The following is an 18,277-nucleotide window of genomic DNA, read 5'->3' as shown; positions in this document are numbered from 1 at the left end:
GGGCGCCCGCGGGCCGTTCAGGGGCCTGGCGCCAGCGCCGCGACCAGGTGGTCGATCAGCACCCGCACCTTGGGCGCGGTGTGGCGGGAGGCCGGGAACAGCAGGTAGGCCATGCCCTGGTAGTTGGTGTCGAAGGCCCATTCCGGCAACAGGCGGACCACGCGCCCGGCCGCCAGCGCCTCCCGCGCCACGAAGTCCTGCACGCAGCCCACGCCCAGGCCCGCCTCGACCCCCGCCAGGCGCATCTCGCTGTGGTTGAGCGCGTAGCGGCCGGTCACGGTCAGCTCCACCTGGTCATCGCCGCGGGTGAAGCGCCAGCGGCTGTCGCCCTCCTGCTCGCCGATCGACAGGCAGCTGTGGGCCATCAGGTCCTCGGGCGCGCGGATGCGCTCGTGCGAGGCCAGGTAGGCCGGGCTGGCCAGCACCAACTGGCGCACCGGCATCAGGGCGCGCGCGACCATGCCCTGCGGCGGGTCGTCGGTCAGGCGGATCACGAGGTCGAAGCCCTCCCGCACGGGGTCCACCGGCCGGTCCGCCACCAGCACCTGCACATCCACCTCGGGATGCGCGTGCAGGAAGGACAGCAGCGGTTGCTGCAGCACATGGCGGGCAAAGGCCTTGGGTGCGCTGATGCGGACCAGTCCCTTCGGCACTCCCACGTGTCCCTCGGCCACCCGCAGCGAGGCCTGGGCCGCCGCGACCATCTCGCGCCCGTGCGCCAGCACCGCGATGCCGGCTTCGGTCAGGCGCAGTTGCCGGGTCGTGCGCTGCAACAGTGAAAGGCCCATCACTTTTTCCAGCCGCGCGACCTGCCGGCTCACGGCCGATGGCGTCATGCCGCACTGCCGCGCGGCGGCCGAGAAACTGCCCACCTCCGCCACGCGAACGAAGGCCACCAGCTCCTGCATCACCGTCGCGAACGCATCTGTTCTCACCGTGCACAGCTCCTGTTCTGGCGCCGAGTCTAGTCAATGGCCGGGGGCCTCCCAACAATGCGGCAGCCCACCACAAGAAGAGAGAACGGCATGCCCTTGCCCGGAACCCGCAGCATCGACACCCTTGACGCCAGGGACGAAAGCGCAAAGTCAGGCGGACGGTCCTGGCCGCTGCTCGGCCCGCTCGAATGGCTGTTGCTGCTGGTGGCCGTGATCTGGGGCGGCAGCTACAGCGCCGCCAAGCTCGCCACCGGCCAGATGCCCGTGCTGCAGTTCCTGACGCTGCGCTTCGGCCTGACCTTCCTCATCCTTCTGCCCGCGTTGCGCGGGCTGGCGGTGCCCTCATGGCCGGCGGCGCTGTGGGGGGCGTCGATGCTGGGCATCAACCTGCTGGCCATCTTCGCCTGCGAGACCTTCGGCGTGTCCCTGACCACCGCCTCCAACGCAGCCTTCCTGATCAGCCTCTGCGTCGCCTTCACGCCGCTGTGCGAGTGGTGGCTGCTCCAGGCCCGTCCCAGCGGCGCGGTGCTGGCGGCCGCGGGCCTGTCACTGCTCGGCGCCGGGCTGCTGGCGTTCCAGCATGGCGCGCACCACGGCCTGGCCTGGGGCGACGGCCTGATGGTGCTCGCGGCCTTCCTGCGCGGCGTCATGGTCTGCCTGACGCGCCGCCACGGCCAGCGCCACGGCCTGCCCGCGCTCACGGTGACGGCGGTGCTGATGGGCGTGATGACGCTGGGCTCGGCGGGCCTGATGCTGGCCGTGCACGGCACCGCCTGGCCGCCCCTGCCACGCAGTGCCTCGTTCTGGTCGGCCATGGCGTTCCTGGTGCTGTTGTGCACGCTGTTCGCGTTCTTCGTGCAGAACCTCGCCGCCTCGCGCACCAGCCCTTCGCGCGTGGCCTTGCTCATGGGCAGCGAACCGCTGTGGGGCGCGCTGATCGCCGTGCTCTGGATGGGCGAACGGATGGCCGTGCAGGGCTGGATCGGCGGCCTGCTGATCGTCGCCTCGGCGGGTTGGGTGGCGCGGCCAGCCGGCAGGAACGCCGCCTGATCTTCGGCACGTCCGGCAGTCGGCCAGGCATTCGCCCTTGAAACCCCCGCAAAAGCCCTTATCATTAGCACTCGCCAAGACCGAGTGCTAACAACGCGCTTTCCAGGCGAATGGGGTACCCGGCCCAGGCCGTCGCCCTCCACAACCCCCGTTTCTATATCCCTCCAGGAGATGCAATGAACCTTCGTCCTTTGGCCGATCGCGTGATCGTCAAGCGTGTTGACAGCGAAACCAAGACCGCCTCCGGCATCGTCATCCCCGACGCAGCCGCAGAGAAGCCCGATCAGGGCGAAGTCCTGGCCGTGGGCCCGGGCAAGCGCAACGACAAGGGTGAACTGATCGCCCTGACCGTCAAGGTCGGCGACCGCGTCGTGTTCGGCAAGTACAGCGGCCAGACCGTCAAGGTCGGCGGCGACGAGCTGCTGGTCATGAAGGAAGACGACCTGTTCGCGGTTGTCGCGAGCTGAGCCTCTCCTTTCCTTCTTTCCATTCATTCAATCCATTCGGAGTAATACAACATGGCAGCAAAAGACGTCGTCTTCGGCGGCGAAGCCCGCGCACGCATGGTCGAGGGTGTGAACATCCTGGCCAACGCAGTCAAAGTGACCCTGGGCCCCAAGGGCCGCAACGTGGTGCTGGAGCGTTCGTTCGGCGCCCCCACGGTGACCAAGGACGGTGTGTCCGTCGCCAAGGAAATCGAACTCAAGGACAAGCTGCAGAACATGGGCGCCCAGCTCGTGAAGGAAGTGGCTTCGAAGACCAGCGACAACGCCGGTGACGGCACCACGACCGCGACGGTCCTGGCTCAAGCCATCGTGCGCGAAGGCTTCAAGTACGTGGCCGCCGGCATCAACCCGATGGACCTGAAGCGCGGCATCGACAAGGCCGTGACGGCCCTGGTCGCCGAGCTGAAGAAGGCTTCGAAGCCCACGACCACGTCGAAGGAAATCGCTCAAGTCGGCTCGATCTCGGCCAACAGCGACGAAACCATCGGCAAGCTCATCGCTGACGCGATGGACAAGGTCGGCAAGGAAGGCGTCATCACCGTCGAAGACGGCAAGTCGCTGGACAGCGAACTGGACGTCGTCGAAGGCATGCAATTCGACCGCGGCTACCTGTCGCCCTACTTCATCAACAACCCGGAAAAGCAATCGGCGATTCTGGACAACCCCTTCGTGCTGCTCTACGACAAGAAGATCAGCAACATCCGTGACCTGCTCCCCACGCTGGAACAAGTCGCGAAGTCGGGCCGTCCCCTGCTGATCATTGCCGAAGAAGTCGAAGGCGAAGCCCTGGCGACCCTGGTTGTGAACACGATCCGCGGCATCCTGAAGGTCGTGGCTGTGAAGGCGCCTGGCTTCGGCGACCGCCGCAAGGCCATGCTGGAAGACATCGCCATCCTGACGGGTGGCAAGGTTATCGCCGAAGAAGTCGGCCTGACGCTCGAGAAGGTCACGCTGGCCGACCTGGGCCAGGCTGCACGTATCGAAGTGGGCAAGGAAAACACGATCATCATCGACGGCGCTGGCGCTGCCGGTGACATCGAAGCCCGCGTCAAGCAAGTGCGCATCCAGATCGAAGAAGCTTCGAGCGACTACGACCGTGAAAAGCTGCAAGAGCGCGTGGCCAAGCTGGCCGGCGGCGTGGCAGTGATCAAGGTCGGCGCTGCCACCGAAGTCGAAATGAAGGAAAAGAAGGCTCGCGTCGAAGACGCCCTGCACGCCACCCGCGCTGCAGTGGAAGAAGGCGTCGTGGCTGGCGGCGGCGTGGCACTGCTGCGTGCCAAGCAAGCCGTGGGCGACTCGATCAAGGGCGACAACGCCGACCAGGACGCCGGCATCAAGCTGGTGCTCAAGGCCGTCGAAGCACCCCTGCGCGAAATCGTGAATAACGCCGGTGGCGAAGCTTCGGTGGTGGTGAACGCTGTCTTGGCCGGCAAGGGCAACTACGGCTTCAACGCTGCGAACGACACCTACGGCGACATGCTCGAACTGGGCATCCTGGACCCGACGAAGGTCACCCGCACCGCACTGCAGAACGCAGCTTCGGTCTCCTCGCTGCTGCTGACGACCGAAGCCATGGTCGCCGAAGCACCGAAGGACGAAGCTGGCGCCGGCGGCGGCATGCCCGACATGGGTGGCATGGGCGGCATGGGCGGCATGGGGATGTGATTGGCTCGCCCCCCGAGGCGGCGGCGCACTTCGTGTCGCCTTGCCCTCCCCCCTACCGGGGGGCAACACCTGCGGCCCGGCGAAGCCGGTTCCGCGGTGTTCCACGAAGGGGGATGAGTTGATTGCGGTCTTCCGACCCGAAAGCCCTGCAGCGCAAGCTGCAGGGCTTTTTCTTTGGTCATCGCCAAGGCGAGCGCGGCACTTCGTGTCGCCTACGCCCTCCCCCTTCCGGGGGCAACACCAGCGGCCCGGCAAAGCCGGTTCCGCGGTGTTCCACGAAAAAGGGGGCAGCTATTGCGGTCCTAGCGATCCGAAAGCCCTGCAGCGCAAGCTGCAGGGCTTTTTTCATGGGCGCGCGGATCGGGCGTCGGCTTGCGGGACACTTCGCATTCCAACGACGGAGACACGCATGCGCACCCGAACCCTTCCTTCGCTTCCACTTCGCCGGTCCCTGCTGACCGTGCTGCTCGCCGGCGGCGCGGGCTGGCTGGTCGCGCGGGCGGCACTGGCCGCTGAGGCCGCGACCGTGGTGCCGGCGCCCACCACCGACCCGGCCGTGGCCTCGGGCGACACCGAGGCGGTCGCGGTGCTGGCGGGCGGCTGCTTCTGGGGGGTGCAGGGGGTGTTCCAGCGCGTCAAGGGCGTGAGCAGCGCGGTGTCGGGCTATGCGGGCGGCGCGGAGCACACGGCCAAGTACGAGGCCGTGGGCCTGGGCGACACCGGCCATGCCGAGGCGGTGCGCATCCGCTACGACCCGCGCCAGATCAGCTTCGCGCGGCTGCTGCAGATCTTCTTCTCGGTGGCGCACGACCCGACGCAGCTCGACCGGCAAGGGCCCGACACCGGCACGCAGTACCGCTCGACCGTGTTCGCGCAGAACCTCGAGCAGGCGCGCATCGTGCAGGCCTACATCGCGCAGCTGACGCAGGCCCGCACCTTCGGCAACCTGCCGATCGTGACCACCATCGAGCTGCAGAAGCGCTTCTTCCCCGCCGAGGCCTACCACCAGGACTACCTGACGCGGCACCCCGACGATCCCTACATCGTGACCAACGACCTGCCGAAGATCGCTGATCTCAAGCGACTGTTCCCCCAGGCCTACCGCGCGCAACCCGCGCTGGTCGGTAGGAGCGCCTGAGCCTCTTCTGGCTCAGCGCGGGAAGCAGGGCCTGAGCGCGCGGTAGAGCGCCTGGAAGCGCGCATGCCGCGCGCGGTGCCCTGCCAGCTGCGCGGCCTCGGGCACGAAGCGCTGGCGCAGTTCGGGCGCACGGCACACCGCCTCGACGCGGCCGCCATCGGCCAGCCAGGCCAGCCGCGCGGCACCGAGGGCGCCGCCGGCCTCGCCGCCTTCGCCCAGCGCCAGCGGCACCTCGAGGATGTCGGCCAGCAGCTGCGCCCACCAGGCGCTGCGCGCGCCGCCGCCGACCAGCGCCAGGTCGCCCTGCGGCGGCTGCAGCGTGTCGAGGCCGTCGTGCAGGCCGAAGCTCACGCCCTCAGCCACCGCGTAGGCGATGTCGGCCGGGCCATGCGCATGCGTGAGGCCGAAGAGCAGGCCCTGCGCCTGCGCATCGTTGTGCGGCGAACGCTCGCCCGAGAGGTAGGGCAGGAACAGCGGCGCCGCGGCGCGCGCGGGTGCATCGAGCCCGGCCGCGGACACCAGCAGCGCGGCCTCGTCGGCGAAACCGAAGGCGCGCACCGCCCAGCTCAGCGCGCTGGCGGCCGACAGCATCACCGACATCTGGTGCCAGCGGCCCGGCAGCGCATGGCAGAAGGCGTGCACCGCCTGTGCCGGGTTGGGCGCGAAGCGATCGGTGGCGACGAAGATCACACCCGAGGTGCCCAGCGAGACGAAGCCCTGCCCCGGTGCCACCAGGCCCATGCCGATCGCGCTGGCCGCGTTGTCACCCGCGCCACCGGCGATCGCGACCTGCGGGCCCAGGCCCCAGCGCGCGGCCAGGTCGGGCGACAGCACGGCCGACACCGCACTGCCTTCGACCAGCCGCGGCATGTGCGCGCGCGTGAGCCCGGTCGCGGCCAGCAGTTCGTCCGACCAGTCGCGCGCGCCCACGTCGAGCCACAAGGTGCCGGCCGCGTCGGACATGTCGCTCACCATTTCGCCGCTCAGGCGCCAGCGCAGCCAGTCCTTGGGCAGCAGCACGTGTGCGGTGCGCGCGAACAGCGCGGGCTCGTGTGCACGCACCCACAGCAGCTTGGGCGCGGTGAAGCCGGGCATCGCGAGGTTGCCCGCGATCTCGCCCAGCCGCGGCACCGCGGCGGCGAGTTCATCGCACTGCGCGGCGCTGCGGCCGTCGTTCCAGAGGATCGCGGGGCGCAGCACCTCGCCGGCCGCATCGAGCAGCACGGCGCCGTGCATCTGGCCCGACAGGCCGATCGCGCGCACCTGCGCCAGCGCCTCGGCATGCGCGGCGCGCAGCGCCTGCATCACGGTCTCGAGCGCGTCCCACCATTGCGCAGGGTCCTGCTCCGACCACAGCGCCTGCGGCCGGCTGACGGTCAAGGGTGCGCGCGCCACGCCGACGATGCGGTGATCGTCCGCGAGCAGCAGCGCCTTCAGCTCGGAGGTGCCGAGGTCGAGTCCCAGGTACATCGAAATTCCTTGGGCCACCGGGGCCCTGTCATCCTGTCTGTTCGTGAAACACCGCGGGTCCGGCTCCGCCGGCCCGCTGGTGTTGCCCCCGGACGGGGGAAGGCGAAGCGACACGCAGTGCCCGAGCCCTCGGGGGCGGGCTAAGTGTTGCCGCCGAAGCGGCTGTCCGCCTGGCGACGGAATTCGCTCGGCGTCATGCCCTTCACCTCGAGGAAGCGCCGGTTGAAATTGGCGACGTTGTTGAAGCCCACCTGGTAGCAGATGTCGGTCACGTAGTGGTCGGTCTGCATCAGCAGGTGGCAGGCGTTGTTGATGCGCACCCGGTTCACGAAGTCGGTGAAGCTGTTGCCGGTGGCGCGGCGGAAGTAGCGGCTGAAGCGGCTCTCGCTCATGCCCAGCTCGGCCGCCACCTCGGCCATCGCGATCGGCTCGGCCACGTTGTCGGTGATGCGGTTGACGATGGCGTTGATGCGATCGACCTCGGCGTCGCCCTCCGCGCCCTTCATCTGCACGCTCGACAGCAGCCGGTAGTCGGTGCAGTCGGCCAGGTCGGCCAGGAACTCGCAGAAGGCCGCGAGCCGGCGCAGGCCGTGCGTGGCCTTGACCTGGTGCCAGTGACGCTCGGCCTGCTCCGACACGCCGAAGAACTCGATGCCGTGCCGCGCGCGCTCGAGCAGCAGCTGCACCTCGCCCAGCTCGGGAATCTGGCGCGCGGCCTCGGCCACCGGGTCGTGGCGGAACTGGATCACCAGGTCGCGGGTGGGCACGCCGGCATTGGGCGTGTCGAGCGAGATCCAGTTGTGCGGCAGCCGCGGCCCGCACAGCACCAGGTGGCCGGGCTGAAAGGGGCCGATCCAGTCGCCGACGAAGGCCTTGCCGGAGGTCGAGGTGATCAGGTGCAGCTCGTACTCGTCGTGGCAGTGCCAGCGCGCCAGCGGGCTGGGGTAGCCGTGCGCCAGGCAGCGCACCCAGCCGGCTTCCGCGGGCGCCTCGTAGCCGAGCGCCGGCGAGCGCGCGAGGTCATGCTCGAGTTCGGGTTCGCGCTGACGGGGAAGGGATCGCATAGGTTGCGGGGCTGCCGGGCCGTGCTCAGCTCATCACACTACCACCGTCGACGTTGAGTGTCTGCGCCGTGATGTAGCGGGCCTCGTCGCTGGCCAGGAACACCACCGCGCCCGCCATGTCGCCGGGCGTGCCCATGCGGCCCAGCGGCACCGCCAGGCCGACCTGGCGCTTCTTCTCGCCCAGCGGCAGCTTCTCGTAACGGGCGAACAGCGCGTCCACGCCGGCCCACATGGGCGTGTCGACCACGCCCGGCGCGATGCCGTTGACGCGGATGCCGTGCGGCGCCATCGCCAGCGCCGCGCTCTGCGTGTAGCTGATCACCGCGGCCTTGGTCGCGCAGTAGTGCGACACCAGCGCCTCGCCGCGGCGCCCGGCCTGCGAGGCCAGGTTGACCACCGACGCGCCCGGCGTGCCGGCCTCGACCATGTGCTGCAGCACCGCCTGCATGGTGAAGAACATGCCCTTGACGTTGACGGCGAACAGCCGGTCGAAGGAGGCTTCGTCGCTCTCGAGCAGCGGCGCCATGTCGAACACCGCCGCGTTGTTGACCAGCGTGTGCAGCGCGCCGAAGCGGGCCTGCGCGGCGGCCAGCATGCGGGCCACGGCCGCGCGGTCGGTCACGTCGGCCGCGATGTAGGCCAGCGTGTCGGGATGGCTGGCCGCGAGCGTGCGCACCGCCGCGGGCGCTTCGGCCTCGCGGTCGACCACGCTGCAGCGCGCGCCTTCGGCCAGGCAGGCCTGCACGATCGCGAGGCCGATGCCGCCGCCCGCGCCGGTCACCAGCACGTGGCGGCCGGCCAGGCGGCCGATGGGGGAATTCGTCATGCCTGTTGTTCCTTGTTGGAAAAGTGATTCAGTGCCGCGTCGAGTTCGGCCCGCGTGGGCGGCGCCGCGCCCGCGCGCGTGCAGTTGAGCGCGGCCGCGGTGACGGCGAAGCGCAGCACGGTGTGCCAGGCTTCGTCGCCCAGCGCATCGAGCTGCGCGGCGTGTTCGACGCCTTGCGCCAGCAACGCGACCGACAGCGCGGCCGCGAAGGCATCGCCCGCGCCGATGGTGTCGACCACCTGCACGGAAGGCGGCCGGACGTCGATCGGCGCCCGGCCCGCGCGGTACAGGGTGACGCCCTCGCCGCCGCGCGTGAGCAGCACCGCGCGCGGGCTCTCGTTCGATGCCAGCAGGCTCGCGGCCGCATCGCCCGGGGCGCGGCCCGGCGCGATGTGCGCGGCGTCCTCGTCGCTGAGCTTGAGCAGGTCGCAGGCCGCGACCCAGCGCGGCAGTTGGGCACGGTAGCCCGCCATGTCGGGGATCAGGCTGGGCCGCACGTTGGGATCGAAGAGCACGATGCGCTGTCCGCGCTGGGCCTCGACCAGCGCCGTGATGCGGCCGGCCGCGGGTTCGGTCAGCAGCGAGATGGCGCCGAAGTGCAGGTAGCGGCAGCTGTCGGGCAAGGCGGGCAGCGGATCGGGCGCCCAGCGCGTGTCGGCCGTGCCCTGCGTGTAGAAGGCGTAGCGGTTGGTCTCTGGCGTGCGTTCGACGAAGGCCAGCGTCGACGGCGCGTCGCTGCGCAGCACGAAGCGCGTGTCGACGCCGTTGCGCTCCAGGTGCTGCAGCAGCCGCTCGCCGAACAGGTCGGTCGAGAGCTGCGTGATGAAGCCCGTGGGCTCGCCCAGGCGCGCCGCGGCGATGGCGCCGTTGGCGGGCGCGCCGCCCTCGTGGCCTTCGAAGCGCAGGCCTTCGATGGCGGTGAAATCGATCAGGGCCTCGCCCACGAATGCGATGCGCATGGCTCAGCCCTCCTGCGCGACGAAGGCGTCCACGCGCCGGCTCGCGCGCCGCAGCGCATCGACCAGCCGCGGGTCGCTGGCCAGCGGGCCCCACAGCGCGCGGTCGGCGCCGAAGGCGGCCACCGGGTCGGCCGCATTGCAGATCGCGTGCGCCAGCGCCGGGTCCATGCCCTGGTCCTGGTAGACGTAGGGCAGCTGCCCCGCATGCCAGCGCTGCAGGAAGGCCAGGAACAGCGCGGGCAGCATGGCCACGCTGTCGATGGTCTCGCCGCGCGCGAGCCGCTCGCGCACCGTGGGCGCGATGAAGCCGGGGATCTTCGAGAAGCCGTCCATCGCGACGCGCTGGTTGGTGTCGCGGATGGCGGGGTTGCCGAAGCGCTCGAGCACCACGTCGCGGTAGGCCGGCAGGTCGACCGGGCTCGGTGCGTCGGGCGCGCCCAGCACCGGGATCACGTCGTCGGTGACGTAGTCGTAGGCCATCCGACGGATCGCGGGCCGGTGCGTGCCTTCGTGGATGAACTGCAGGCCGACCAGGGTGCCGGCCCAGGCGATGCAGCTGTGGGTGGCGTTGAGCAGCCGGATCTTGGCCTCCTCGTAGGGCTGGACCGAAGCCACCAGCTCGACGCCCACCCGCTCCCAGGCGGGCCGGCCCGCTGCGAAGTCGTCCTCGATCACCCACTGGATGAAGCTCTCGGCCGTGACCGGTGCGGCATCGTCCATGCCCGTGGCCGTGCGCACGCGTTCGCGCAGCTCGGGCGGTGGCCGCGGCGTGATGCGGTCGACCATCGCGTTGGGGCAGGTGGTGTTCGCCTGCACCCAGTCGCGCAAGGCGGTGTCGCCGCTGCGCGCGATGAACTCGAGCAGGCCGTGGCGGAAGCGCTCGCCGTTGTGGCGCAGGTTGTCGCAGTTGAGCAGCGTGAGCGGGCCCGCATCGGCCGCGCGGCGCGCGCGCAGCAGCGCGCAGAGCGCGCCATAGACCGTCTGGCCGGCTTCGCCTCGGCGCGCGCGCTCGATGTCGACGGCCAGCTCGGCGAAGGACAGGTCCAGTGCGCCCTTGGCATCGAGGTAGTAGCCGGCCTCGGTCACGGTGAAGGAGACGATGCGGGTCGCGGGATCGGCACCGCAGGCGATCACCGCGGCCAGCGTGGGCTCGTAAGGCAGCACGCGGCGGATCGCCGTGATGCGTTCGTAGTGGTAGGCGCCGGCCGGTGTCACGGTCTCCAGCGTGTAGGCGCCGCCCTGGGCCTGCAGCGCGGCCAGCACCTCGGCCATGTCGGCGCGCAGGTTGGCGCCGACCAGCGACCAGCGCGTGTCGCCCTGGTCGATGAGCCGCTGCAGGTAGACCGCCTGGTGGGCGCGGTGGAAGGAGCCCAGCCCCAGGTGCAGCACCACGAGGTCGGTGTCCGGCACGGTTGCAAGTGTCACGTCGAGCTTTCGGATGAAGAAGAAGACAAAAGGAATTCAGGCCGCGAGCGCCTGGCCCTGGCGGTCGAACAGGTGCAGCACCGTGGGGTCGAGCTCGACGCCCACGTCGTCGCCCACGCGCAGCGGCGTGCGCTCGTTCTGGCGCGCGATCAGCGGCACGCCGTCGACGTCGACATGGATCAGCGTGTCGGCGCCCAGCGCCTCGACCAGGTCGACCCGGCCGGGCACGCCCGCACCGTGGCCCGGGTGCACCTGCAGGCCCTCGGGCCGCACGCCGAGGAAGCCGTCGGTCGGCAGCCGGCCGCCGGTCTTCGAAGAGAAGCTGGGGATGGCCGCGGCCGGCACCATGTTCATCGAGGGCATGCCGATGAACTGCGCGACGAAGCGGTTGACCGGGTGGTCGTAGAGCTCCATCGGCGTGCCGACCTGCTCGATCACGCCGTCCTTGAGCACCACCACGCGGTCGGCCAGCGTCATGGCCTCGACCTGGTCGTGCGTCACGTAGATGCTGGTCGCGCCCAGGGCGACGTGCAGCTTGTGGATCTCGACCCGCGTGTTGCCGCGCAGCGCCGCGTCGAGGTTGGACAGCGGCTCGTCGAACAGGAAGACCTTGGGCGCGCGCACGATCGCGCGGCCGATGGCCACGCGCTGGCGCTGGCCGCCCGAGAGTTCCTTGGGCGTGCGCGCGAGGTACTGCGTGAGGTTGAGCTGCTCGGCCGCATGCGCGACCTTCCTGCGGATCTCGTCCTTGGGCACGCCCGCCAGCTTGAGCGCGAAGGACATGTTGTCGGCCACGCTCATGTGCGGATAGAGCGCATAGCTCTGGAACACCATCGCCAGGTCGCGCTTGCCCGAGGCCAGGTTCGTGATGTCCTTGCCGTCGAGCATCAGCTGGCCGCTGGTGGTGGGCTCGAGCCCGGCGATCAGCCGCAGCAGCGTCGACTTGCCGCAGCCCGAGGGCCCGACGAAGACGATGAACTCGCCCTTCTGGATCTCGAGGTTCACGCCGCGGATGATGTTCGCGTCGCCGAAGCTCTTCTGGATGTTCTTGAGTTCGAGGTAGGCCATTCAATGCTCCTTGATCACTTGACGGCGCCGAAGGTCAGGCCTTGCACCAGTTGTTTTTGGCTGAACCAGCCGAACACCACGATCGGCGCGATGGCCATCAGCGAGGCCGCGGACAGCTTGGCCCAGAACAGGCCTTCGGGGCTCGAGTACTGCGAGATCAGCGTGGCCAACGTGCCGGCCTTGGCCGAGACCAGGTTGAGCGCCCAGAAGGCCTCGTTCCAGCTCAGCACCAGGCACAGCAGGCCGGTCGACGCGAGCCCGCCCACCGACAGTGGCAGCACCACGTGGCGGAACTCGGTCCAGAGGCTGGCGCCGTCCATGCGCGCGGCCTCGAGGATCTCGTTGGGGATGTCCTTGTAGCTGGTGTAGAGCATCCAGACCATGATCGGCAGGTTCGACAGCGTGAACACGAGGGTCAGCGCGCTCAGCGAATCGAGCAGGCCCGCGCTCTGCGCCAGCACGTAGATCGGCACCAGCGCGCCGACCGCCGGCATCATCTTGGTCGAGAGCATCCACATCAGGATGTCGCGCGTGCGCCTGGTGCGGAAGAAGGCCATCGAGTACGCGGCCGGTGCCGCGATCAGCAGGCCGAGCACGGTCGAGCCCAGGCTGGTGATCAGCGAGTTGCGCGCGTACAGCAGGTAGTCGCTGCGGCGCTGCACTTCGGCGAAGTTGTCGAGCGTGGGTTCGAACACGAACAGCGGCGGCACCGCGATGGCCTGCAGCTCGGTCTTGAAGGCCGTGAGGAACAGCCAGCCCAGCGGGAAGAACAGCAGCAGCGCGGCGGCCCAGGCACCGAGGGTGCGCAGGCTCTGGAGCAGGGGGTTGGGTTGCATGACAGAGCCTTTCAATGGCGCCGGAGCACCTTCGTGGAACACCGCGGAACCGGCTTTGCCGGGCCGCTGGTGTTGCCCCCGGCGAGGGGGTTGGCGAAGCGACACGAAGTGCGCGAAGACTGGGGGAGAGCCATGTCTAATCCAGGTTCTTGCCGACGATGCGGATGAGGAAGGCCGCCACGATGTTGGCCAGCACCACCGCGAACAGCGCGCCGGCCGAGGCCACGCCCACGTCGAAGTTCATCAGCGACTGCTTGAAGATCATGTAGGTGAGGTTGGTGCTCTCGTTGCCCGGACCGCCGTTGGTGGTGATGGCGATCTCGGCGAACACGCTGAGCAGGAAGATCATCTCGATCATGATCACCACCGCCATCGGCCGGCCCAGGTGCGGGATGGTGAGGTAGAAGAAGCGCTGCGGCGCCGAGGCGCCGTCCATGCGCGCGGCCTCCATCTGCTCGCGGTCGAGCGACTGCAGCGAGGTGATGAAGATCAGGCAGGCGAAGGGCAGCCACTGCCAGGCCACCATGATGATCACCGACAGCAGCGGCACGTCGGTGAGCCAGTCGATCGGTGTGGCACCGAAGAAGCGCCACAGGTCGGCCAGCACGCCGTAGATCGGGTTCATCATCATGTGCTTCCACAGCAGCGCGTTGACCGCCGGCATGACGAAGAAGGGCGAGATCAGCAGCACCCGCACGATGCCGCGGCCCGGGAAGGGTTCGTTGACCAGCAGCGCCAGCAGCACGCCGCCCACCACGGTGATGACGATCACGCTGCCGATCAGCAGCAGGGTGTTCGAGACCGCCGGCCAGAAGTCCGGATCGGTCACGAAGTAGTGGAAGTTCTCGAAGCCGGCGAAGGGGTGCTCGCCCGGCTGCATCAGGTTGTAGCTGACGAAGGAGAAGTAGATCGTCATCGCCAGCGGCACGATCATCCAGAGCAGGAGCGTGAGCACCGCGGGCGCCATGAGGGCGCGGGGCAGGAGTCGGTTCATGAGCAGGTCCCTTCTTGTTGTCTCGGGCTCCTTCCCCCTTTGGGGGAAGGCGGGGATGGGGGCTCCCCATCGATCACTGCAGCGATCGATGCGCCGCGGGCCCCCACCCCGGCCCTCCCCCGGCGGGGGAGGGAGAGGGACGACTTACTTGTAGTACCCGGCCTTCTTCATCTCCCGCTCCGCCGCCGTCTGCGAGGTCTTGAGCGCCTGGTCGACCGTGACCTTGCCCGACAGGGCCGCGCTCATCTGCTGGCCCACCGCCACGCCGATGGCCTGGAACTCGGGAATGGCCGCGTACTGCACGCCGACGTAGGGCGACTTGGGCAGGGTGCTGTCGGTGAGGTTGGCGCTGTCGATGGCCTTCTTCTCGGCCTCGGCGAACTTCGCGACCTTCTGGAACTCGGGGTTGGCATAGGTCGACTTGCGCGTGCCGGTGGGCACCGAGGCCCAGCCGGTTTCCTTGGCCACGAGATTGATGTAGTCCTTGGAGGTGGCCCACTTGATGAACTTCTGCGCCGCCTCGTCCTTGGTCGAGCTGGCCGGGATCGCCAGGTTCCACGACCACAGCCAGTTGGCGCCCTTGGGCGTGCTGGCGGTCGGTGCCTGCGCGAACGCCACCTTGTCGGCCACCTTCGACTGCTTGGGGTCGCTGATGAAGGAGGCCGCGATGGTCGCGTCGACCCAGGCCGCGCACTTGCCTTCGTTGAACAGCGCGAGGTTCTCGTTGAAGCTGTTGGCCGAGGCGCCGGGCGGGCCGTCCTTCTTCATCAGGTCGACGTAGAAGGTGATCGCGTCCTTCCAGGCCTTGGTGTCGATCTGCGGCTTCCACTGCATGTCGAACCACTGGCCGCCGTTGGTGTTGACCAGCGTGCTCAGGAAGGCCATGTTGTCGCCCCAGCCCGGCTTGCCGCGCAGGCACATGCCGTAGACGCCGGCCTTTGGGTCGTTGGCCTTGTCGGCGAAGGCCTTGACCTCCGCCCAGGTCGGCTGGTCGGAGAACTTGATGCCGGCCTTGTCGGCCAGGTCCTTGCGGTACATGAGCATCGAGCTCTCGCCGTAGAAGGGCGCGGCGTAGAGCTTGCCGTCGGTCGACAGGCCGTTGCGGATGGCGGGCAGCAGGTCGTCCACGTCGTAGGCCGCATCGGTGGCGATGGGCTTGAGCCAGCCCTTCTTCGACCAGATCGGCGCCTCGTACAGGCCGATGGTCATCACGTCGAACTGGCCGCCCTTGGTGGCGATGTCGGTGGTCACGCGCTGGCGCAGCGTGCCCTCCTCCAGCGTGACCCACTTGAGCTTGATGTCGGGGTTGGCCTTCTCGAAGAAGGGCGTGAGTTTCTGCATCTCGATCATGTGGCCGTTGTTGACGGTGGCGATGACCAGCTCTGTGGCGGCGTGGGCGAAGCCCGCGCCGGCGATCGCGAGCGCAACGCCCGCCTTGAGATAACAACGCTTCATGACTTGTCTCCTGTGGTTCTCGCGGCCGTCTGCCGCCGAAGCCGATTCTGGAGAGACGGCGCGTCGGTATCGGTACGCCAAAGAAGGCTGTTGATACTTTTATGCATCGAAAGGCTAGTGGATTCCCTATATCCAGCAAGACAGCATTGAATCGGCGCTGAGACAGCACAGGCGGCAGACGCAAAAAAGGCCGCTGTCGCGGCCTCTTCGGGAACGTTCGGAAACGCCTCAGCGCAGGCGCTGAAGCAACCCCGCGGTCGACGGATCGAGCCCCGCGACGTCGCCCGAAGCCAGCCGCGGCTCGATGTCGCGCGCCAGCACCTTGCCCAGCTCCACGCCCCACTGGTCGAAGCTGTTGATGCCCCACAGCGCGCCGCTGGTGAACACGCGGTGCTCGTACATCGCGAGGAAGGCCCCCAGCGAGGCCGGCGTGAGCTGGTCCAGCACGAAGAAGGTGCTGGGCCGGTTGCCCGGAAAATTCTTGTGGCCGCCTTCATCCACCTGGCCGACCATCAGCGCCTGTGCCTGCGCCAGCGCATTGGCCAGCAGCTTGGCGTGATGCCCTTCGAGATCGTGCGTGGCCTCGCGCACCGCGACGAACTCCAGCGGGATCACGTCGGTGCCCTGGTGCAGCATCTGGAAGTAGGCGTGCTGGCCGTTGGTGCCCGGCTCGCCCCACAGCACCGGCGAGGTGCCGAAGGGCAACGGCGCGCCGCTGGCGTCGACCTGCTTGCCGTTGCTCTCCATCTCGAGCTGCTGCAGGTAGGCCGGCAGGCGCTTGAGGGCGCTGTGGTACGGCGCGATGCTGCGGCTGGTGAAGCCGTGGAAGTTGCGGTACCAGACGTCGAGCAGGCCCAGGCGCACCGGCAGGTTCTGCGCCAGCGGCGTGGTGCGGAAATGCTCGTCCATCGCATGCGCGCCGGCCAGCATCTGGCGAAAGCCCTCGGCGCCGATCGCCAGCGCGATGGGCAGGCCGATGGCCGACCACAGCGAGTAGCGCCCGCCCACCCAGTCCCAGAAGCCGAAGGTCTTCTCGATGCCGAAGGCACGCGCGGCCTCGACGTTGGTGGTGAGCGCGGCGAAGTGCCGTGCCACGTCGACGCCGCCCGATTGCGTGAACCAGCGCTTGGCCGACTGCGCATTGGCCAGCGTCTCGGCGGTGGTGAAGGTCTTGGATGCGATGACGAACAGCGTGTGCTCGGGCGCCAGACCCTTGAGCACGCCGGCCAGTTCATGGCCGTCGACGTTGGAGACGAAGTGGAAGCGCTTGCCCGGCGCGGTGAAGGCATCGAGCGCCAGCACCGCCATCTGCGGGCCCAGGTCGGAGCCGCCGATGCCGATGTTGACCACGTCGGTGATCGTGTGGTCGGCCCGCACCGCTTCGGCGTACGCCAGCATCGCGTCGAGCGTGGCGTGCACCTCGGCCAGTTCGGCCTTGCGCGTGGTCACGGCATCGGCCGGCGCGCGCAGCAAAAAGTGCATCACGGCCCGGTCCTCGGTGCCGTTGATGGGCTCGCCCGCGAACATCGCGTCGCGGTGGGCTTCGAGGCCGGACTCGCGCGCCAGCGCCAGCAGCAGCTCTTCGGTGCGCGCGTCGATGCGGTTCTTCGACAGGTCGGCGAAGACGTGCGGTGCCGATTCGCTCAGCGCCTCGAAGCGCGCCGCGCCTTCGGCGGCGAAAGCTTCGCGCACGTCGAAGGCACGGCCGGTCTCGGCGTAGTGCGCCTGCAGCTGCTTCCAGGCCGCGGTGCGGTCGCAACGCGTGCCCGTGCGGGCGCTCATTGCGCCTCCATCAGCTTCTCGAGCTTGACCGCGTCGACGGCGAAGGCGCGGATGCCCTCGGCCAGTTTCTCGGTCGCCATCGCGTCCTCGTTGAGCGCGAAGCGGAAGGCCGGCTCGTCGAGCACCACGCGCGGAATCTCGCGCGCCTTGGCGGCCTCGGCGTCCAGCGCATGGGCCAGCGGCGCGTCGCTGGCGGCCAGTTCGGCCAGCAGGTCGGGGCTGATGGTCAGCAGGTCGCAGCCCGCGAGCGCGGCGATCTGGCCGACGTTGCGGAAGCTCGCGCCCATGACCTCGGTCGCGATGCCGTGGTGCTTGTAGTAGTCGAAGATCTGGCGCACCGACTGCACGCCGGGATCTTTGGCGCCAGCGCTGGCGGCCTCGTTCCAGGCGCTGCCGGCGGACTTCTTGTGCCAGTCGTAGATCCGGCCGACGAAGGGCGAGATCAGCTTCACGCCGGCCGCGCCGCAGGCCACGGCCTGGGCGAAGGAGAACAGCAGCGTGAGGTTGGTGTGGATGCCCTTCTGCTCGAGCTGCTTGGCGGCCTCGATGCCTTCCCAGGTGGCGGCGATCTTGATCAGCAGCCGCTTCTCGGGGTCGATGCCTTCGGCGCGGTACAGCGCCACGATGCGGTCGGCGCGGGCCAGCGTGGCGGCGGTGTCGAAGCTCAGGCGGGCGTCGACCTCGGTCGACACGCGGCCGGGCACCAGCGACAGGATCTCGGTGCCGAAGCGCACCAGCAGCCGGTCGATCACCTCGTCCACCGGGCGGCCCTTGTGGGCGCGCACGGCCTCGTCGAGCAGCGGCCGGTAGTCGGGCTTCTGCACGGCCTTGAGGATCAGCGACGGGTTGGTCGTCGCATCCTGCGGCTTGAACTGGGCGAGCTGATGAAAGTCACCGGTGTCGGCAACCACGGTGGTCCATTGGCGGAGGGCATCGAGTTGGTTCATACCGGCCATTATCCCGCTGCAAAACGACGGTATCGGTACTCTCCGCCCAAACTACAGCGCCTGTGGTCCATGGCTGACGGACGCGGCCCACGATGCGGCTTAGGGTCGAGGACCGCCTTTGGAGAACTCCATGCCCCTTCGCCCCCCTCCCCGGACG

Annotated in this window: 16 protein-coding genes; 4 read left to right on the top strand and 12 right to left on the bottom strand. The window is 69.0% G+C overall.

Annotated features, from left to right (window positions below):
• Positions 1 to 17: 17 nt before the first annotated feature.
• Positions 18 to 935, bottom strand: a complete 918-nt coding sequence (locus tag A9977_RS17350; RefSeq protein ID WP_310936155.1) for a LysR family transcriptional regulator — start codon at positions 933 to 935, stop codon at positions 18 to 20.
• A gap of 90 nt (positions 936 to 1,025) precedes the next feature.
• Between A9977_RS17350 and A9977_RS17345 the strand changes: the two genes are divergently transcribed.
• From A9977_RS17345 to msrA, 4 genes are all read left to right on the top strand, one after another.
• Positions 1,026 to 1,985, top strand: coding sequence for a DMT family transporter (locus tag A9977_RS17345; RefSeq protein ID WP_183026120.1), 960 nt, complete (start codon positions 1,026 to 1,028; stop codon positions 1,983 to 1,985).
• 176 nt (positions 1,986 to 2,161) lie between these two features.
• A complete protein-coding gene (locus tag A9977_RS17340; protein ID WP_183026119.1) occupies positions 2,162 to 2,452 on the top strand; it encodes a co-chaperone GroES in 291 nt (96 codons plus the stop codon).
• A gap of 51 nt (positions 2,453 to 2,503) precedes the next feature.
• A complete protein-coding gene (gene groL / locus A9977_RS17335) occupies positions 2,504 to 4,156 on the top strand; it encodes a chaperonin GroEL (protein ID WP_183026118.1) in 1,653 nt (550 codons plus the stop codon).
• 409 nt (positions 4,157 to 4,565) lie between these two features.
• Entirely contained in the window at positions 4,566 to 5,294 is a 729-nt protein-coding gene (gene msrA, locus A9977_RS17330) for a peptide-methionine (S)-S-oxide reductase MsrA (protein WP_183026117.1), read from the top strand.
• A 12-nt stretch (positions 5,295 to 5,306) separates the two neighbouring features.
• Here the strand turns inward: msrA and xylB are convergent, their stop codons facing one another.
• From xylB to tal, 11 genes are all read right to left on the bottom strand, one after another.
• Positions 5,307 to 6,764, bottom strand: coding sequence for a xylulokinase (gene xylB / locus A9977_RS17325; RefSeq protein WP_183026116.1), 1,458 nt, complete (start codon positions 6,762 to 6,764; stop codon positions 5,307 to 5,309).
• Positions 6,765 to 6,904: 140 nt separating this feature from the next.
• On the bottom strand, positions 6,905 to 7,828 hold the full coding sequence (locus A9977_RS17320) for an AraC family transcriptional regulator (RefSeq protein WP_183026115.1): 924 nt from the start codon (positions 7,826 to 7,828) through the stop codon (positions 6,905 to 6,907).
• A gap of 25 nt (positions 7,829 to 7,853) precedes the next feature.
• Complete coding sequence (locus A9977_RS17315; RefSeq protein WP_183026114.1) at positions 7,854 to 8,654, bottom strand: L-iditol 2-dehydrogenase; 801 nt, start codon at positions 8,652 to 8,654, stop codon at positions 7,854 to 7,856.
• A complete protein-coding gene (locus tag A9977_RS17310; RefSeq protein ID WP_183026113.1) occupies positions 8,651 to 9,613 on the bottom strand; it encodes a carbohydrate kinase in 963 nt (320 codons plus the stop codon). Before A9977_RS17310 ends, A9977_RS17315 begins: the two co-directional genes overlap by 4 nt.
• A 3-nt stretch (positions 9,614 to 9,616) precedes the next feature.
• Positions 9,617 to 11,002 carry a D-arabinitol 4-dehydrogenase gene (dalD, locus tag A9977_RS17305; protein WP_183026165.1) on the bottom strand — a complete coding sequence of 462 codons (1,386 nt, stop codon included), beginning with the start codon at positions 11,000 to 11,002 and terminating at the stop codon, positions 9,617 to 9,619.
• 72 nt (positions 11,003 to 11,074) lie between these two features.
• Positions 11,075 to 12,106 (bottom strand): ABC transporter ATP-binding protein, encoded by a 1,032-nt coding sequence (locus A9977_RS17300; RefSeq protein WP_183026112.1) that lies wholly within the window; start codon positions 12,104 to 12,106, stop codon positions 11,075 to 11,077.
• A 14-nt stretch (positions 12,107 to 12,120) separates the two neighbouring features.
• Complete coding sequence (locus A9977_RS17295) at positions 12,121 to 12,942, bottom strand: carbohydrate ABC transporter permease (protein ID WP_183026111.1); 822 nt, start codon at positions 12,940 to 12,942, stop codon at positions 12,121 to 12,123.
• Positions 12,943 to 13,078: 136 nt separating this feature from the next.
• Complete coding sequence (locus tag A9977_RS17290) at positions 13,079 to 13,936, bottom strand: carbohydrate ABC transporter permease (protein WP_183026110.1); 858 nt, start codon at positions 13,934 to 13,936, stop codon at positions 13,079 to 13,081.
• 144 nt (positions 13,937 to 14,080) lie between these two features.
• Positions 14,081 to 15,391 (bottom strand): sugar ABC transporter substrate-binding protein, encoded by a 1,311-nt coding sequence (locus tag A9977_RS17285; RefSeq protein ID WP_183026109.1) that lies wholly within the window; start codon positions 15,389 to 15,391, stop codon positions 14,081 to 14,083.
• A gap of 228 nt (positions 15,392 to 15,619) precedes the next feature.
• Positions 15,620 to 17,173: a glucose-6-phosphate isomerase gene (pgi, locus tag A9977_RS17280; protein ID WP_183026108.1), complete on the bottom strand. Its 1,554-nt coding sequence runs from the start codon at positions 17,171 to 17,173 to the stop codon at positions 15,620 to 15,622.
• On the bottom strand, positions 17,170 to 18,120 hold the full coding sequence (tal, locus tag A9977_RS17275; RefSeq protein ID WP_183026107.1) for a transaldolase: 951 nt from the start codon (positions 18,118 to 18,120) through the stop codon (positions 17,170 to 17,172). Before tal ends, pgi begins: the two co-directional genes overlap by 4 nt.
• Between the last annotated feature and the right edge of the window lie 157 nt (positions 18,121 to 18,277).

This window comes from Variovorax sp. UMC13, from assembly GCF_014170375.1.
Lineage (GTDB): Bacteria > Pseudomonadota > Gammaproteobacteria > Burkholderiales > Burkholderiaceae_C > Variovorax.
Note: the sequence above shows the minus strand (reverse complement) of the source record. Positions and strands in the feature narration are given on the sequence as shown.

Bases quoted from the DNA above. Each gene is read 5' to 3' on its own strand.
- A9977_RS17315 (WP_183026114.1), bottom strand. From the start codon at position 8,654: ATGACGAATTCCCCCATCGGCCGCCTGGCCGGCCGCCACGTGCTGGTG.
- A9977_RS17340 (WP_183026119.1), top strand. From the start codon at position 2,162: ATGAACCTTCGTCCTTTGGCCGATCGCGTGATCGTCAAGCGTGTTGAC.
- pgi (WP_183026108.1), bottom strand. From the start codon at position 17,173: ATGAGCGCCCGCACGGGCACGCGTTGCGACCGCACCGCGGCCTGGAAG.
- A9977_RS17345 (WP_183026120.1), top strand. From the start codon at position 1,026: ATGCCCTTGCCCGGAACCCGCAGCATCGACACCCTTGACGCCAGGGAC.
- A9977_RS17295 (WP_183026111.1), bottom strand. From the start codon at position 12,942: ATGCAACCCAACCCCCTGCTCCAGAGCCTGCGCACCCTCGGTGCCTGG.
- tal (WP_183026107.1), bottom strand. From the start codon at position 18,120: ATGAACCAACTCGATGCCCTCCGCCAATGGACCACCGTGGTTGCCGAC.
- A9977_RS17300 (WP_183026112.1), bottom strand. From the start codon at position 12,106: ATGGCCTACCTCGAACTCAAGAACATCCAGAAGAGCTTCGGCGACGCG.
- A9977_RS17310 (WP_183026113.1), bottom strand. From the start codon at position 9,613: ATGCGCATCGCATTCGTGGGCGAGGCCCTGATCGATTTCACCGCCATC.
- msrA (WP_183026117.1), top strand. From the start codon at position 4,566: ATGCGCACCCGAACCCTTCCTTCGCTTCCACTTCGCCGGTCCCTGCTG.
- xylB (WP_183026116.1), bottom strand. From the start codon at position 6,764: ATGTACCTGGGACTCGACCTCGGCACCTCCGAGCTGAAGGCGCTGCTG.
- A9977_RS17320 (WP_183026115.1), bottom strand. From the start codon at position 7,828: ATGCGATCCCTTCCCCGTCAGCGCGAACCCGAACTCGAGCATGACCTC.
- A9977_RS17290 (WP_183026110.1), bottom strand. From the start codon at position 13,936: ATGAACCGACTCCTGCCCCGCGCCCTCATGGCGCCCGCGGTGCTCACG.
- A9977_RS17285 (WP_183026109.1), bottom strand. From the start codon at position 15,391: ATGAAGCGTTGTTATCTCAAGGCGGGCGTTGCGCTCGCGATCGCCGGC.
- groL (WP_183026118.1), top strand. From the start codon at position 2,504: ATGGCAGCAAAAGACGTCGTCTTCGGCGGCGAAGCCCGCGCACGCATG.